The 16,375-nt window shown below is 63.4% G+C and carries 15 protein-coding genes; 8 read left to right on the top strand and 7 right to left on the bottom strand.

From position 1 onward, the window contains the following. Positions 1 to 68: 68 nt before the first annotated feature. From purM to BLV47_RS07645, 4 genes are all read left to right on the top strand, one after another. Positions 69 to 1,127 carry a phosphoribosylformylglycinamidine cyclo-ligase gene (gene purM, locus BLV47_RS07660; protein WP_092311749.1) on the top strand — a complete coding sequence of 353 codons (1,059 nt, stop codon included), beginning with the start codon at positions 69 to 71 and terminating at the stop codon, positions 1,125 to 1,127. 11 nt (positions 1,128 to 1,138) lie between these two features. After that, complete coding sequence (gene purN, locus BLV47_RS07655; protein WP_092317095.1) at positions 1,139 to 1,789, top strand: phosphoribosylglycinamide formyltransferase; 651 nt, start codon at positions 1,139 to 1,141, stop codon at positions 1,787 to 1,789. Positions 1,790 to 1,797: 8 nt separating this feature from the next. Continuing rightward, positions 1,798 to 2,511, top strand: a complete 714-nt coding sequence (locus BLV47_RS07650) for a DUF3108 domain-containing protein (RefSeq protein ID WP_047305628.1) — start codon at positions 1,798 to 1,800, stop codon at positions 2,509 to 2,511. A gap of 284 nt (positions 2,512 to 2,795) precedes the next feature. Next, positions 2,796 to 2,984, top strand: coding sequence for a hypothetical protein (locus tag BLV47_RS07645; RefSeq protein WP_092311746.1), 189 nt, complete (start codon positions 2,796 to 2,798; stop codon positions 2,982 to 2,984). A 95-nt stretch (positions 2,985 to 3,079) separates the two neighbouring features. Here BLV47_RS07645 and BLV47_RS07640 read toward each other — a convergent pair whose 3' ends face one another. The 7 genes from BLV47_RS07640 to BLV47_RS07610 all read right to left on the bottom strand — a co-directional run bounded on the left by BLV47_RS07640 (position 3,080) and on the right by BLV47_RS07610 (position 11,307). Continuing rightward, positions 3,080 to 3,619 carry a DUF2058 domain-containing protein gene (locus BLV47_RS07640; protein WP_060840548.1) on the bottom strand — a complete coding sequence of 180 codons (540 nt, stop codon included), beginning with the start codon at positions 3,617 to 3,619 and terminating at the stop codon, positions 3,080 to 3,082. A 26-nt stretch (positions 3,620 to 3,645) separates the two neighbouring features. Then, positions 3,646 to 4,479, bottom strand: a complete 834-nt coding sequence (gene mazG, locus BLV47_RS07635) for a nucleoside triphosphate pyrophosphohydrolase (RefSeq protein ID WP_092317092.1) — start codon at positions 4,477 to 4,479, stop codon at positions 3,646 to 3,648. A 24-nt stretch (positions 4,480 to 4,503) separates the two neighbouring features. Next, positions 4,504 to 6,747: a GTP diphosphokinase gene (gene relA, locus BLV47_RS07630; RefSeq protein ID WP_092311743.1), complete on the bottom strand. Its 2,244-nt coding sequence runs from the start codon at positions 6,745 to 6,747 to the stop codon at positions 4,504 to 4,506. A gap of 122 nt (positions 6,748 to 6,869) precedes the next feature. Next, entirely contained in the window at positions 6,870 to 8,222 is a 1,353-nt protein-coding gene (gene rlmD, locus BLV47_RS07625) for a 23S rRNA (uracil(1939)-C(5))-methyltransferase RlmD (RefSeq protein ID WP_092311739.1), read from the bottom strand. Further along, positions 8,222 to 9,124 (bottom strand): cysteine synthase CysM, encoded by a 903-nt coding sequence (gene cysM / locus BLV47_RS07620; RefSeq protein WP_060840551.1) that lies wholly within the window; start codon positions 9,122 to 9,124, stop codon positions 8,222 to 8,224. Before cysM ends, rlmD begins: the two co-directional genes overlap by 1 nt. Positions 9,125 to 9,242: 118 nt before the next feature. Beyond that, a complete protein-coding gene (locus BLV47_RS07615; protein ID WP_092311736.1) occupies positions 9,243 to 10,598 on the bottom strand; it encodes a sensor histidine kinase in 1,356 nt (451 codons plus the stop codon). Beyond that, positions 10,585 to 11,307, bottom strand: coding sequence for a response regulator transcription factor (locus tag BLV47_RS07610; RefSeq protein WP_092311733.1), 723 nt, complete (start codon positions 11,305 to 11,307; stop codon positions 10,585 to 10,587). Before BLV47_RS07610 ends, BLV47_RS07615 begins: the two co-directional genes overlap by 14 nt. A gap of 218 nt (positions 11,308 to 11,525) precedes the next feature. Between BLV47_RS07610 and BLV47_RS07605 the strand changes: the two genes are divergently transcribed. The 4 genes from BLV47_RS07605 to BLV47_RS07590 all read left to right on the top strand — a co-directional run bounded on the left by BLV47_RS07605 (position 11,526) and on the right by BLV47_RS07590 (position 16,258). Continuing rightward, entirely contained in the window at positions 11,526 to 14,279 is a 2,754-nt protein-coding gene (locus BLV47_RS07605; protein WP_092311731.1) for a response regulator, read from the top strand. A gap of 63 nt (positions 14,280 to 14,342) precedes the next feature. Then, positions 14,343 to 15,332 (top strand): 2-hydroxyacid dehydrogenase, encoded by a 990-nt coding sequence (locus tag BLV47_RS07600; protein ID WP_092311728.1) that lies wholly within the window; start codon positions 14,343 to 14,345, stop codon positions 15,330 to 15,332. A gap of 87 nt (positions 15,333 to 15,419) precedes the next feature. Then, entirely contained in the window at positions 15,420 to 15,857 is a 438-nt protein-coding gene (locus BLV47_RS07595) for a hypothetical protein (RefSeq protein WP_092311726.1), read from the top strand. Then, positions 15,854 to 16,258 carry an META domain-containing protein gene (locus BLV47_RS07590; RefSeq protein ID WP_092311723.1) on the top strand — a complete coding sequence of 135 codons (405 nt, stop codon included), beginning with the start codon at positions 15,854 to 15,856 and terminating at the stop codon, positions 16,256 to 16,258. The genes BLV47_RS07595 and BLV47_RS07590 overlap by 4 nt, the downstream gene beginning before the upstream one ends. The last annotated feature ends 117 nt before the right edge of the window (positions 16,259 to 16,375 follow it).

Below are 16,375 nucleotides of genomic sequence, written 5' to 3'. Positions count from 1 at the left end.
TTTCCCAGTGCTCGGGCAGGCTCTCTGGTTCGGTCGATACCCCTGAATCCCCCCTAAAGGCCTGGATCATGAGCAAGCAACCCTCCCTGAGCTACAAAGACGCCGGTGTAGACATCGACGCCGGTGAAGCATTGGTCGAACGCATCAAGAGCGTCGCCAAGCGCACTGCGCGCCCGGAAGTCATGGGCGGCCTGGGCGGTTTCGGCGCCCTCTGCGAAATCCCGGCCGGCTACAAGCAGCCCGTACTGGTTTCCGGCACCGACGGCGTCGGCACCAAGCTGCGCCTGGCCCTGAACCTGAACAAGCACGACAGCATCGGCATCGACCTGGTAGCCATGTGCGTCAACGACCTGGTGGTCTGCGGCGCCGAGCCGCTGTTCTTCCTCGACTACTACGCCACCGGCAAGCTCAACGTGGATACCGCCGCCCAGGTGGTCACCGGTATCGGTGCCGGCTGCGAGCTGTCCGGTTGCTCCCTGGTGGGCGGCGAAACCGCTGAAATGCCCGGCATGTACGAAGGCGAAGACTACGACCTGGCCGGTTTCTGCGTCGGCGTGGTGGAAAAGGCCGAGATCATCGACGGCTCGAAAGTGGCCACCGGTGACGTCCTGCTGGCCCTGCCATCCTCCGGTCCGCACTCCAACGGCTACTCGCTGATCCGCAAGATCATCGAAGTCTCCGGCGCCGACATCGAAAGCATCCAGCTGGAAGGCAAGCCACTGACCGACCTGCTGATGGCCCCGACCCGCATCTACGTCAAGCCGCTGCTGAAGCTGATCAAGGACACCGGCGCGGTCAAGGCCATGGCTCACATCACCGGCGGCGGCCTGCTGGACAATATTCCTCGCGTACTGCCAAAAGGCGCCCAGGCGGTGGTCGACGTGGCGAGCTGGAAACGCCCGGCGGTCTTCGACTGGCTGCAAGAGCAAGGCAACGTCGACGAGCACGAAATGCACCGTGTTCTGAACTGCGGCGTGGGCATGGTCATCTGCGTGGCTCAGGACCAGGTTGAAAATGCCCTGAACGTCCTGCGCGAAGCAGGCGAGCAACCTTGGGTCATCGGCCAGATCGCCACCGCAGCCGAAGGCGCGGCCCAGGTCGAGCTGAAGAACCTCAAGGCTCACTGATGCAAGAGCGGATGTCGCCGACCTGTGATGTTGTGGTGCTGCTGTCCGGCACCGGCAGTAACTTGCAAGCCCTGATCGACAACGCGCGGAGCGACGACAGTCCGTTCCGCATTGCTGCCGTGATCTCCAACCGCGCCGACGCCTATGGGCTGCAGCGCGCCCAGGAAGCGGGGATCCCGACCCGCTTCCTCGATCACACCACCTTCGAAGGCCGCGAGGCCTTCGATCAGGGGCTGATCGAGCTGATTGACACCTTCCAACCGAAACTGGTGGTCCTGGCCGGATTCATGCGCATCCTCAGCGCCGGATTCGTTCGTCACTACCAGGGCCGGCTGCTGAATATCCATCCCTCGCTGCTGCCCAAATACAAAGGGTTACACACTCACCAGCGGGCGCTGGAGGCCGGGGATACTGAGCACGGCTGCAGTGTGCACTTCGTGACCGAGGAACTCGATGGCGGGCCACTGGTCGTACAGGCTGTGATCCCGGTAGAGTTGCACGACTCGCCGCAAAGCCTGGCGCAGCGAGTGCACATCCAGGAACACCGGATTTACCCCATGGCCGTACGCTGGTTTGCCGAAGGTCGACTGACGCTCGGCGATCAGGGTGCTTTACTGGATGGTCAATTACTGGCCGCCAGCGGCTATTTGATTCGAACCTAGGAGATTTTATGCGTCGCGCCCTGCTCTTCGCTTGCGCTCTGTTCGCCCTGCCGGTTGTGCAGGCGGCAGACCTTCACCCGTTCTCCGCCAGCTACACCGCCGACTGGAAGCAACTGCCCATGAGCGGCACGGCTGAACGCAGCCTGGAAAAAACCGCCAATGGTGCCTGGAAACTCAGCTTCAAGGCGTCGATGATGATCGCCAGCCTGAGCGAGGAAAGCACCCTGACCCTGGACAAGGACACCCTGGTGCCCCAGTCCTATCACTTCGAGCGTGGCGGTCTGGGCAAGGCCAAGAAAGCCGACCTGGATTTCGACTGGAACGCCAAGATGGTCACCGGCACCGACCGCGGGGATGCGGTCAAGCTGCCGCTGAACACCGGCATGGTGGACAAATCCACCTACCAGTTGGCCCTGCAGCACGATGTGGCCGCCGGCAAGAAGACCATGAGCTATCAAGTGGTCGACGGCGGTGAAGTCGACACCTACGACTTCCGCGTCCTGGGTTCGGAAAAAGTCGATACCAAGGCCGGCCAGATCGATGCCATCAAGGTCGAGCGCGTCCGCGATCCGACACAAAGCAAACGCATCACCGTCATGTGGTTCGCCAAGGACTGGGATTACCTGCTGGTACGCCTGCAACAGGTGGAAACCGACGGCAAGGAGTACAACATCATGCTCCTCAACGGCACCGTCAACGGCAAGACAGTCAAAGGCAGTTAAACCGCAGCACCCTGGAAGCCTCGCGAAAGCGGGGCTTTTTTTTGCCCGGAATCGACTCGCCAAGCCCGCCCAGAGGCCCTGGCGCAACGGGGCAAAGATGAAACTTTTGTCATGGAAGATCGGCCGCTGCGGCGAAATGTCACGGTTTTCGCGGGCTGCAGGATTGTCGCCAATCCTGCAAAGGTCTGTTGCAGATTCAGGCAATTTACTTAGCAAGCTAACAAAACATATAACAGAGGCCTGCACACGCCTTGCTGCAGATCAACCGAAATTGGAGCCAGCAGATGACTGTAAAAGTAACTGAACGCGACGATTCACATATGTCCCACGAAGGCGTAGCCGCGGGTGTCCGAATCTGGGATGTGCATCAACAAGACCTACTGGTGGGCATGTTCCACTCCGAGAGCGATGCCCACAGTTACAAGGCCGAACTGGAAAAGCTCGAGCAGAACCGAGCATCCCAGAGCTCCTGATTCAACCTCGACACAGAGGCGCCGGGATTCCACGCAAATCCCCCGCGCAAAAACCACCAACCCCGCCATGAGCGGGGTTGGTCGTTACAGGATGCTTACCACATCAGATCATCGGGGATCTGATAGGCCGCGTACGGATCGTCCTCGTCCGGCGCCTCGGTTGGCGTGTTCAGTTGCACGATACGCCGCGGGTCGCGCTCCTGGATCTTCAGCGCCGCCTCCCGCGGAATCACCTCATAGCCACCACCGTGGTGGACGATGGCCAGGGAACCGCTGCTCAGCTTGTTGCGCATCAGGGTGTTCACCGACAGGCGCTTGACCTTCTTGTCGTCGACGAAGTTGTAGTAGTCCTCGGTGTTCAGCTTGGGCAGACGCGAGACTTCGATCAGTTGCTTGATCTGCGCTGCACGGGCCTTCTGCTCGGCCTTCTCCTGCTGCTGACGGTTGAGCTCCTGGTCACGCTTGACCTTCTCGGCCATGGCTTCCTGGGCTGCGCGCTGCTGGGAATCATCGAGTTCGATCTGGCCTTTATGGGCCAGTCGCTGCTGCTTCTGCTTGTCTTTGCTGACCTGCTTGGCCTGCTTTTGGTTGACCAGCCCTGCTTTGAGCAACTGGTCGCGAAGGGAAAGGCTCATGGTGCTTACTCACTTAGGCAACGGCCTCAGCCGCAGCTGGGCAAATTCTTTTCCTGACGTTTGGCTTCACCCCACAGGGCATCCAAGTCTTCGAGGGTGCAATCTTCCACGGGACGACCGGTGTCGCGCAATGCCTGCTCGATAAATCGGAAGCGCCGATCGAACTTGGCATTGGCGCTACGCAGGGCGGTTTCCGGGTCGACCTTGAGATGCCTGGCCAGGTTGACCACGACAAACAGCAAGTCACCGATTTCATCGGTGATGGCCGCCGGGTCGTTGTCGGCCATGGCCTCCAGCACCTCGTCCAGTTCTTCACGCACCTTGTCCACCACCGGCAGGGCATCCGGCCAGTCGAAGCCGACCTGCGCCGCGCGCTTTTGCAACTTGGCCGCGCGGGACAGGGCCGGCAGGGCCACCGGCACATCATCGAGCAGGGACAACTGCTGCGGAGCGTCGGACTTCTCTGCGCGCTCCTCGGCCTTGATCTGCTCCCAGCGCTCCTTGACCTGCTCCTCATCGAGCCGCGGGATATCCAGCGGCGCGTACAGATCGCCAGTAGGGAACACATGGGGATGCCGACGGATCAGCTTGCGGGTGATGCTGTCCACCACACCGTCGAATTCGAACCGCCCCTCCTCCCGGGCCAGCTGGCTGTAATACACCACCTGGAACAGCAGGTCGCCCAGCTCACCCTGCAAGTGGTCGAAGTCGCCGCGCTCGATGGCGTCGGCGACCTCGTAGGCCTCCTCCAGGGTATGGGGGACGATGCTGGCGTAGGTCTGCTTGATGTCCCACGGGCAACCGTATTGCGGGTCCCGCAGGCGCGCCATCAGGTGCAACAGGTCTTCAAGGCTGTACATCAGTTCATCCATTTCATGCGGGCATCACGGGGTTCGATTGCGCCGGGTCTCGATGATGTTCGGCAGCTGGGATATGCGCCCCAGCAAACGTCCCAATGCGTCCAGGCCCGGAATCTCGATGGTCAGGGACATCAACGCGGTGTTGTCCTCCTTGTTCGAGCGCGTATTGACCGCCAGCACGTTGATCCGCTCGTTGAGCAGTACCTGGGACACGTCACGCAGCAGACCGGAACGATCGTAGGCGCGGATGATGATGTCCACCGGATAGGTGAGCACCGGCACCGGACCCCAGCTGACCTGGATGATCCGCTCCGGCTCGCGTCCGGCCAGTTGCAACACCGAGGCACAGTCCTGGCGGTGAATGCTCACCCCGCGGCCCTGGGTGATGTAACCGACGATCGCATCTCCCGGCAGCGGCTGGCAGCAGCCGGCCATCTGGGTCATCAGGTTGCCCACGCCCTGGATCTGGATATCGCCGCGCTTGCCCGGCTTGTAGCCGGCGGCCTTGCGCGGGATCAGCTCCAGTTGCTCGTTGCCGCGCTCCGGCTCAACCAGTTGCTGGGCCAGGTTGACCAGTTGCGCCAGGCGCAGGTCGCCCGCGCCCAGAGCGGCAAACATGTCCTCGGCGGTCTTCATGTTGGCCTTGTCGGCCAGCTTGTCGAAGTCCACCTGGGGCAGGTCGAGACGGTTCAGTTCGCGTTCCAGCAGGGTCTTGCCGGCGGCGACGTTCTGATCGCGAGCCTGCAGCTTGAACCAGTGGACGATCTTCGCCCGCGCCCGGGACGTGGTGACGTAGCCCAGGTTCGGGTTCAGCCAGTCGCGGCTCGGCGTGCCGTGCTTGCTGGTGATGATCTCTACCTGTTCGCCGGTCTGCAGGCTGTAGTTGAGCGGCACGATGCGCCCGTTGATCTTCGCGCCCCGGCAGTTGTGACCGATCTCGGTGTGCACCCGGTAAGCGAAGTCCAGCGGCGTGGCACCCTTGGGCAGGTCGATGGCGTGGCCGTCCGGGGTGAAGATGTACACCCGGTCCGGCTCGATATCCACCCGCAACTGTTCGGCCAGGCCACCGATGTCACCCAGCTCCTCGTGCCATTCCAGCACCTGACGCAGCCAGGAGATTTTCTCTTCGTAATGGTTGGAGCCGGACTTGACGTCGGTGCCCTTGTATTTCCAGTGGGCGCAAACCCCCAGCTCCGCTTCCTCGTGCATCGCATGGGTGCGGATCTGCACTTCCAGCACCTTGCCCTCGGGACCGATCACCGCGGTGTGCAGCGAGCGGTAGCCGTTTTCCTTGGGGTTGGCGATGTAGTCGTCGAACTCTTTGGGGATATGCCGCCACAAGGTGTGCACGATGCCCAGCGCGGTGTAGCAGTCGCGCATTTCCGGCACCAGCACCCGCACAGCGCGCACGTCGTAGATCTGGCTGAACTCCAGGCCCTTGCGCTGCATTTTGCGCCAGATGGAATAGATGTGCTTGGCCCGCCCACTGATGTCGGCGTTGACCCCGGTAGCCTTCAGCTCGTTCTGCAGCTGGTTCATCACGTCGCTGATGAAGCGCTCGCGATCCAGGCGTCGCTCATGCAGGAGCTTGGCGATCTGCTTGTATTGCTCAGGCTCCAGGTAACGGAAGGACAGGTCCTCCAGCTCCCACTTGATATGGCCGATACCCAGGCGGTGAGCCAGGGGGGCGTAGATGTCGAAGACCTCCCGGGCAACCCGGTTGCGCTTCTCTTCGTCGGCGCCTTTCACCGCCCGAATGGCGCAAGTCCGCTCGGCCAGCTTGATCAGTGCCACGCGCACGTCATCGACCATGGCCACCAGCATCTTGCGCAGGTTTTCCACCTGGGCCTGAGTGCCGAGCACCAGGGATTGACGAGGGCTGAGACTGGCCGTGATGGCGGCCATACGCAGCACGCCGTCGATCAGCTTGGCCACCACCGGACCAAAGCGCTGGCTGACCGCCGGCAACTGGATCTGGCCCTCGCGGACACCGCGGTACAGCACCGCGGCGACCAGGGAATCCTGATCCAACTTGAGGTCGGCAAGGATCTCAGCAATCTCCAGGCCCGTGCTGAAACTCGACACGTCCTCGGCGCTCAGGCCCTTGGCGGCAATGTGTTTTAACTCTGCCTCGCGAGCGAACTCGCAGGCTTCTTTCAGGGCCTCACGGTCCAATGCCATATCGACGCTGACCGTATGATCGAGCCATGCCTCGAGATTGATACTGCCGTCGGTGTTGATCGGCTGGTGCGCTCTCACCTGTACCATCTTGCTTTACCTTCCCTACGACGCACATTCAATGCGTCAAATCGCTGATCCTCAACGCTCAGGGGCAGCTCGCGGGGCCAGCGAACCACACCTGAAGGATCAGTCGGATTAGACAAGCCATCCTAGCTCGCTTCGAATAACGCCATGGCCTCGACATGCGCCGTCTGAGGAAACATATCGAGGATCCCGGCACGTTTTAACTTGTAGCCCTGCTTGATCAATTCGACCGTGTCACGGGCCAGAGTTGCCGGATTGCATGACACGTAAACCAGCCGCTTGGCGCCCAGTCTCGCCAAGTGGCGAACCACCTCGAAAGCACCGTCACGGGGTGGGTCCAAGAGTACCGCAGAAAAGCCTTCATCAACCCACTCGGCAGCGCTCAGAGGCTGGGATAAATCGGCTTGAAAAAAGCGCGTGTTATGCAAATTGTTGCTAGCGGCGTTGTCAGCGGCACGCGCCACCATGGCCGCCACGCCTTCCACCGCCACCACTTCTCGCACCTGCCGGGCCAGCGGCAGGGCAAAGTTGCCCAGGCCGCAGAACAGATCCAGCACCCGCTCCTGAGGTTGCGGCGCCAGCCACTCCAGAGCCTGGGCCACCATCGCCTCGTTGACCCCGGCATTGACCTGGACGAAGTCCCCGGGTCGATACGCCAGGTGCAGATCCCAAGTCTCCAGGCGGTAGCCCAGCGACTGCAATGGATCAAAGGGTTGTGGCTCGCCTTCACCGTGCAGCCACAGTTGCGCCTGGTGGAAATCGCAGAAGTCCTTGAGGATCGAAAGGTCGCTTTCGGACAGTGGCGCCATGTGCCGCAACAGCAGGGCCAGGGCCGAACCGCTGAACAACTCGACATGCCCCAGCGCCTGGGGCTTGCTCAGGCGCCGCAACATGGCCGGCAAGCGGCTCATGATGGGTTGCAAGGCCTGTACCAGCACCGGGCAATCGTCGATGGCGACAATGTCCTGGCTGCCGGCGGCACGAAATCCCACTTCAAGCTGCTTGCCCTTGGCGTCCCAACGCACCGCCACCCGGGCGCGGCGTCGATAGCCGAACTCCTGACCGCTCAAGGGCGCTGCCCAAGCCTCGGGCTCGACCCCCGCAACCTTGGACAACTGCTCGGCGAGCATGCGCTGTTTCAGGGCAAGCTGTTCGGCGTGGGGCAGGTGCTGCACGCTGCAACCGCCGCAACGCCCGGCGTGGGCACAGGCTGCCGGGCGGCGCAGCTCACTGGCGTTGAAGATGCGCTCGGTACGGGCCTCCACCACCTTGCCATGACTGCCCAATACCCGTGCCTCGACTTCCTCACCGGCCAGGGCGCCGCTGACGAACCAGGTGCGCCCTTCGACAAAGGCGATGCCACGACCGTCGTTGGCCAGACGCTGGATGTTCAAGCGCTGCTTCTTGCCCACCGGAATCTGTGGGGCCCGACTGCCGCCCGCAGGCTGGAAGCGCAGGCCTCTCTCGTGCTTAGCCATCAGTTGGGCGCATCGAAGATGCCGGTCGACAGGTAACGATCGCCACGGTCACAGATGATCGCGACCATGACCGCGTTTTCCACTTCCCGGGACAGGCGCAGCATCGCTGCCACCGCACCACCGGAAGACACGCCGCAGAAGATGCCCTCTTCCCGGGCCAGGCGGCGGGTCACGTCTTCGGCTTCGCTCTGGGCCATGTCGACGATGCGGTCGACTCGACTGGCCTGATAGATCTTCGGCAGGTATTGCTCGGGCCAGCGGCGAATGCCGGGAATGGCCGAACCCTCCATGGGTTGCAGGCCGATGATCTGCACCTCGGGGTTCTGCTCTTTCAAATAGCGCGAAGTGCCCATGATGGTGCCGGTGGTGCCCATCGAGCTGATGAAGTGGGTGATGCTGCCCTGGGTCTGGCGCCAGATTTCCGGACCGGTACCGGTGTAGTGGGCCTCGGGATTGTCGCCGTTGGCGAACTGATCTAGCACCTTGCCACGACCTTCGGCCTGCATGCGTTCGGCCAGGTCGCGGGCGCCTTCCATGCCCTCTTCCTGGCTGACCAGAATCAACTCGGCGCCATAGGCGGTCATCGCCGCCTTGCGCTCGGCGCTGGAGTTGTCGGGCATGATCAGGATCATCTTGTAGCCCTTGATCGCCGCAGCCATGGCCAGGGCGATGCCGGTATTGCCCGAGGTCGCTTCGATCAGGGTATCGCCGGCCTGGATCTGCCCGCGCAGTTCGGCGCGAGTGATCATCGACAGTGCCGGACGGTCCTTGACCGAACCCGCCGGGTTATTGCCCTCAAGCTTGAGCAGCAAGGTATTGCTGGTGGCGCCAGGCAGGCGCTGCAAACGAACCAGCGGGGTGTTGCCGACGCAATCGGCGATGGTTGGGTACTGCAAGGTCATGGCGTATTCGCAATCCAGACTGCGGGGGCGCCTATCATACCGGCAAACGTCCAAGCGCCATATCACGCAAAGTGCGGGACTTATGGCTTATTGATCTAAGGCCGGCCAGGGCCCGCGCTCAGGCTCCCGGCAAGCGCAGATGCAGACGCAAGCCACGCTCCCGGTTCTGCGCCCACAACTGCCCGCCCTGACGCACCACCGCATTGCGCGCGATGCTCAGGCCCAGGCCGAAGCCGCCATCCCCCGGCCGCGATCCATCCAGACGGATGAACGGCGCGAAGATCCGCTCCAGATCCTCTTCGGCCACGCCCGTCCCCTGGTCGTCCAGCCACAGGTGCCAATACTCGCCATCCCGTTGTCCGGCCAGAGTTATCCGCGCGCCGGCCGGGGAATGGCGGATGGCATTGCGCAGGATGTTTTCCAGGGCCTGGGCCAGGGTATTGAGATGGCCGCGCACCCAGCAATCGGCGTCCAGTTCACAGCACAACTGCGCCGCCGACCAGCCGCTTTCGAAGCAGGCGTTCTCGCTGAGCATCTCCCACAGCGCCTGGACCTGGATCTGCTCCGCAGGCAATGGCCCGCGTTCAGTATCCAGCCAGGCCAGTTGCAGGCTGTCTTCCACCAGGCGCTGCATGCCATCGACCTCCCGGGCCAGGCGCTCGCGCAGCGCCCCCAGGTTCTGCTCGCTGTCACAAGCCACCCGCAGGCGACTCAGGGGCGTGCGCAACTCGTGGGACAGATCGCGCAGCAATTGCTGCTGCACGGCCACGGTGCTCTGCAAGCGTTCGGACATCTGATCGAAGGCCCGCCCCAGCTCTCCCAACTCATCCTTGCGCTCAGTAGTCTCGCTGGACAGACGCACATTCAGTTGCCCGGCCCGCCAGGCGTTGGCCTGCTCGCGCAGCTGGTTGAGCGGTACCACCAGCAAACGGTACAGGCCGACACACAGCAAAAGCGTGAACAGGCCGGGGATCACACCATTGGTGATCACCTGCCAGAACACCCGATAGCGCCCGGGCATGAAGCGCTGCGGCAACTCGATCACCAGGCTGCCCAGGGAGGGATCTTTGGGGAATGGGATTTTCAGCCAAGGCAGACCACGGCCATGCCGGCTCACCGGCCAGTGCGCACCGCGCAGAGAGGTCAGGCGCTGGGCCTCGGCCGCGGTCAGAGACTGACTGCTCAGCGATTGCAGGTCGCTGCCGATGACGCCGACCCAGGTCTGCTCACGACCGGCCATTTGCGCAAGCCAGGCATCGATGCCAGCACTCTGGCCGCTGTTCCAGGCTTGCTCGGCCTCAACGGCGTAATGCTCCAAGGTGGCCCGGGCGTCATCGGACAGGTACAGGTTCCTCTGCTCCACATAGCGCCCCCAGGACCAGCTCAGCCAGATCATCAGCAGACAGAAAGCCAGCAGCAGGCAGGCCAGTTTCCAGAACAGCGAATGCCGGCCGGGCAGTTCAGGCCAGCTCATCGGCGGCACTCAAGACGTAGCCCTTGCCCCACACGGTGCGCAACTCCCGCTCGCTGTAGCCCAGTGTCTTGAGCTTGCGGCGAATCTGGCTGACGTGCATGTCCAGGCTGCGGTCATGGGCCGCATAGCCGCGCTGCAGGACATGCTGATAAAGGAAGGCCTTGCTCAGCACCTCATCGACGTTGCGATGCAGGGTTTCCAGCAGGCGATATTCGCTGCGGGTCAACCCGGCCCACTGCCCGGCAAACAGCACATCGCACAGCTCGTCGTCGAAAAGCAGGCTCTGCACATTGCTGCTCGGCAGCGGCGACATCGGCCGCCGGTCCAGGGCCACCCGGCGCAGGATCGCCTCGATGCGCACCTGCAGCTCGGCCAGGCTGAAGGGCTTGGGCAAATAGTCATCGGCGCCAAGGCGAAAACCGCTGATGCGATCGGCCTCCGCCCCCAGGGCCGACATCAACAGCACCGGCGTGGAATGACTCTGGCGCAAGCGGGTCAGCAGGGTGAGCCCATCCATGCCGGGCAGCAGGATGTCCATCAGCACCACATCGAAGCTCTGGCTGCGGGCGATCCCCAAGCCTTCCTGGCCGTTGCGGCACCAAGTCACGGCGAAGCCGCAGCGACCCAGTTGCTCGTGCACATAGGCGCCAAGCACCGGGTCATCTTCAATGCTCAGGATACGGGGAGGCTCAACAGCTTCGGGAGTCATTAGCTTCTGCAAGTCATTCTCAGTTGGGCGATTATTCAAGATTGCCCGGAGCACGGCAACCAGTGCCTTGGTCGCAACCTGGCCGCAGGCATTCCAGCCGCGACCGCCAGTGCGCAATTTGCCAAGATCAGCCTTCGGCAAATCGTTACACTGCGCGGGTGGCGCATCACGGACGTGCCCGTAGACCTTTCAAAACCGCGTGGAAGCAGGAGAGTGGCGTGCTCAAGAAACTGGGAATCAAAGGCCGCGTACTGTTGCTGACCTTGTTGCCCACCAGCCTCATGGCCCTGGTGCTGGGCGGTTATTTCACCTGGATGCAGCTCTCGGAACTGCAGGCCCAGCTCCTGCAGCGCGGCGAAATGATTGCCGAACAACTGGCCTCGCTGGTGGCTCCGGCGATGGGCAACCATAACGCGCAGATGCTCGAACGCATCGCCACCCAGGCCCTGGAACAACAGGACGTGCGCGCGGTGTCGTTCCTGGCCCCGGATCGCACGCTGGTGGCCCATGCGGGACCGAGCATGCTCAACCCGCCACTCAGCGGCAACGGCACGCAGCTGATGCAACGCAGCGGCAATGACGCGACCCGCTACCAACTGCCGGTTTTCGGCCACCATCGCAACCTCGCCGGTGACCTGATCCCCGATGAGTCCGACCGCCTGCTGGGCTGGGTGGAACTGGAGCTGTCCCACAGCGGCATGCTGCTGCGCGGCTACCGCAGCCTGTTCGCCAGCCTGCTGTTGATTGCCGCCGGCCTGGCCGGTACTGCCCTGCTGGCGGTGCGCATGGGCCGCACCATCAACAACCCGCTGACCCAGATCAAGCAGGCGGTGGCGCAACTCAAGGACGGCAACCTGGAAACCCGCCTGCCACCTTTGGGCAGCCACGAGCTGGATGAACTGGCCTCTGGCATCAATCGCATGGCCAGCACCCTGCAGAACGCCCAGGAAGAACTGCAGCACAGCATCGACCAGGCCACCGAAGACGTGCGCCAGAACCTGGAAACCATCGAGATCCAGAACATCGAACTGGATCTGGCGCGCAAGGAAGCCCTGGAAGCCAGCCGCATCAAGTCGGAGTTCCTGGCCAACATGAGCCATGAAATCCGTACACCCCTCAACGGCATTCTCGGCTTCACCCACCTGCTGCAGAAAAGCGAGCTGACGCCGCGCCAGCTGGATTACCTGGGCACCATCGAAAAATCCGCCGACAGCCTGCTGGGGATCATCAACGAAATCCTCGATTTCTCGAAAATCGAAGCCGGCAAGCTGGTGCTCGACAGCATTCCGTTCAACCTGCGGGACTTGCTGCAGGACACCCTGACCATCCTCGCCCCGGCCGCCCACGCCAAGCAGCTGGAATTGGTGAGCCTGGTCTACCGCGACACGCCGCTGTCGCTGGTCGGTGACCCGCTGCGACTCAAGCAGATCCTCACCAACCTGGTGAGCAACGCCATCAAGTTCACCCGTGAAGGCACCATCGTCGCCCGAGCCATGCTGGAAGAAGAGCACGAAGACAGCGTGCAGCTGCGCATCAGCATCCAGGACACCGGCATCGGCCTGTCGAACCAGGATGTACGCGCCCTGTTCCAGGCCTTCAGCCAGGCCGACAACTCGCTGTCGCGCCAACCCGGCGGCACTGGCCTGGGGCTGGTGATCTCCAAGCGCCTGATCGAACAGATGGGCGGCGAGATCGGGGTCGACAGCACCCCGGGCGAAGGTTCGGAGTTCTGGATCAGCCTCAACCTGCCCAAGACCCGCGACGACGCCGAGGACCTGCCCGGCCCGCCGCTGCTGGGACGACGGGTGGCGGTCCTGGAAAATCACGAACTGGCCCGCCAGGCCCTGCAGCACCAGTTGGAAGACTGCGGCCTGGAGGTGACCCCGTTCAATACCCTGGAAGCCCTGACCAACGGCATTACCGGGGTGCACCAGAGCGATCAGGCGATTGACCTGGCGGTACTGGGCATCACCAGCAACGACATGTCTCCCGAGCGCCTGAGCCAGCACATCTGGGACCTGGAGCATCTGGGCTGCAAGGTCCTGGTGCTGTGCCCGACCACCGAACAGACGCTGTTCCACCTCTCGGTGCCCAATCCCCACAGCCAGTTGCAGGCCAAGCCGGCCTGCACCCGCAAACTGCGCCGGGCCCTGTCCGATCTGGTCACCCCGCGCCGGCCCCGCAGCGAGCCGGAGGAAACCCTCTCCAGCCGCGCGCCACGGGTGCTGTGTGTCGATGACAACCCGGCCAACCTGCTGCTGATCCAGACCTTGCTGGAAGACATGGGCGCCAAGGTGCTGGCGGTGGACAACGGGTACGCCGCGCTGAACGCGATCCAGAACGAGCCGTTCGATCTGGTGATGATGGACGTGCAGATGCCCGGCATGGACGGTCGACAAAGTACCGAGGCGATCCGCCAATGGGAAAGCGAGCGCCATGGGACGCCGCTGCCGATCGTCGCCCTGACCGCCCACGCCATGGCCAACGAAAAGCGCGCCCTGCTGCAAAGCGGCATGGACGACTACCTGACCAAACCCATCAGCGAACGGCAACTGGCCCAGGTGGTGCTGAAATGGACCGGCCTGGCGCTGCGCAACCAGGGCCCGGAACGGGCCAGCGAGCGCGCTGAAGTGAGCCTGGAACTGCAAGTGCTGGATCAGGACGAAGGCCTGCGCCTGGCCGCCGGCAAGGCCGATCTGGCGGCGGACATGCTGGCCATGTTGCTGGCATCCCTGGAAGCCGATCGCGAGGCGATCAAAGCCGCCCGGGCGGCCAACGACCACAGTGCCTTGATCGAGCGAGTGCACCGCCTGCACGGCGCCACTCGTTATTGCGGAGTACCGCAGTTGCGTGCCGCCTGCCAACGCAGCGAAACCCTGCTCAAACAGGAGGACGCCAAGGCCTTTGCCGCCCTTGACGAGCTGGACCACGCAATCGGTCGCCTGGCCGCCGAAGCGCGGATCAACGCCTGACCCAGGGCAAGACCCGAACAGTGCCCGGCAGGCATGCTGGGCGCCCCGAACAAGGATGCAAGCATGCGCACGATTCTATTCAGCAGCCAGAACTACGACCGTGAGAGTTTTCTCGGCGCCAGCCTGCCGGCGGGTATCGAACTGCAGTTCCAGGCAGCCCGCCTGAGCCTGGACACCGTGGCCCTGGCCGAACGCCATGAAGTGGTCTGCGCCTTCATCAACGACGACCTGAGCGCCCCGGTACTGGAACAACTGGCCGCCGGCGGCACCCGCCTGATCGCCCTGCGCTCGGCCGGCTACAACCACGTCGACCTGCCTGCGGCGCAGCGCCTGGGCCTGGAGGTGGTGCGGGTCCCGGCCTATTCCCCGCATGCGGTGGCCGAGCATGCGGTGGCGCTGATCCTGGCGCTGAACCGGCGCCTGCATCGCGCCTACAACCGCACCCGCGAGGGCGACTTCACCCTGCACGGCCTGACCGGCTTCGACCTGGTGGGCAAGACCGTGGGCATTGTCGGCACCGGGCAGATCGGCGCCACCTTCGCCCGGATCATGGCCGGTTTTGGTTGCCAGCTGCTGGCTTACGACCCCTTCCCCAATCCGGCCGTCGAAGCCCTAGGCGCCCGTTATCTGGAGCTGCCGCAACTGCTGGCCCAGGCGCAGATCATCAGCCTGCACTGCCCGCTCAATGACCACAGTCGCTACCTGATCAACCAGGAAACGCTGGCCCACATGCAGCCCGGGGCAATGCTGATCAATACCGGGCGCGGCGGCCTGGTGGATACCCCGGCGCTGATCGACGCCCTGAAAAGCGGCCAACTGGGCTACCTGGGGCTGGATGTCTACGAAGAGGAGGCGCAACTGTTCTTCGAGGACCGCTCCGACCTGCCCCTGCAGGACGACGTGCTGGCCCGGCTGCTGACCTTCCCCAACGTGATTGTGACTGCGCACCAGGCCTTCCTGACCCACGAAGCCCTGGCCGCCATCGCCGAAACCACCTTGCACAACATTGCCAGCTGGGCCGCAGGGCAAGCGCAGAATCAGGTCTTGGGGTGACATCGGCGCGGCCTGATCGAAGGTCGCCTGCCCGCAACCTGCGGTGCAGGGGCCCGTGCTAGCATACGCGGCAGATTTGGAGGACCCATGGTCGAACACGATTTCCGCTACAACCTGATGAACCCGCAACACACCCTGATCGAATGCCGCGCACTGGTGCCGGGCCGCTATCAAGTCACCGGCAACGGTGGCTCCATCCGCACCGACGACGTGCTGCTGGTCACCCTCAAAGGCAGCAAGGACCTGTCCATGCGCCTGACGGTGGAAACAGTGCGCCACCTGATCAATCCCGTCGGCCAATGGGTCGCCGTGGCCCGCGGCCCGGTATTCGGCGAACTGGCGATTCACCAGTGGCAGGTCAACTGCGACAGCTGCGCCGCCACCCTCGACTTCGAATTCGCGGTGGATGCCAAGCTGGGCAACAAGGCCCAGAAGCCCGCCGCCAGCGCGCGGATCGCCGAGCTTGGCTGGCGCAGCGAAGGTGAGCAGCACCGCTGCCCGAAATGCCAGCAGGCCGGCCAATGAAACGCCTGATGCTGACTGCGGCGCTGGGGGCCGGCCTGCTGGGCTGCGCCGCCGAGCCGCTGAAGCTGCAGCAGGACCGCAGCTATGTTCTGGAATGGATCGGTGAGCGTCCGCTGATCGATTACAGCCACCTGACCATCACCCTGGGCGAGGATGGCCGCGCCTATGGCAATGGCGGCTGCAACCATTGGTTCGCGCCTTACACCCTGGACGGCGAGAAGCTCAGCTTCGGCAAGGTCGGCAGCACGCGCAAACTCTGTGCCCCGGCCTTGATGGAGCAGGAACGCCGCTTTCTACAGGCCCTGGAAAGCGTCGAACGCTGGGATGTGTCGCCGATCGAGCAAGTGCGTTTCTGGCCTGCCGAAGGCAAGCCGTTGCGCTGGTGGCAGGAAGAAGGCTGATGTTCCTGTAGCCGCTACCCAAGGAACAACATCCGGGGGCCTGAATCTCCAGCGAGCTTCAGGCCCCTGCATTCCTTCAGGACCTTCGCAGCCGGCGACAGCCGCTACAGTCCAGGC

It is taken from the genome of Pseudomonas saponiphila (assembly GCF_900105185.1).
Classification (GTDB): Bacteria; Pseudomonadota; Gammaproteobacteria; order Pseudomonadales; family Pseudomonadaceae; genus Aquipseudomonas; species Aquipseudomonas saponiphila.
Note: the sequence above shows the minus strand (reverse complement) of the source record. Positions and strands in the feature narration are given on the sequence as shown.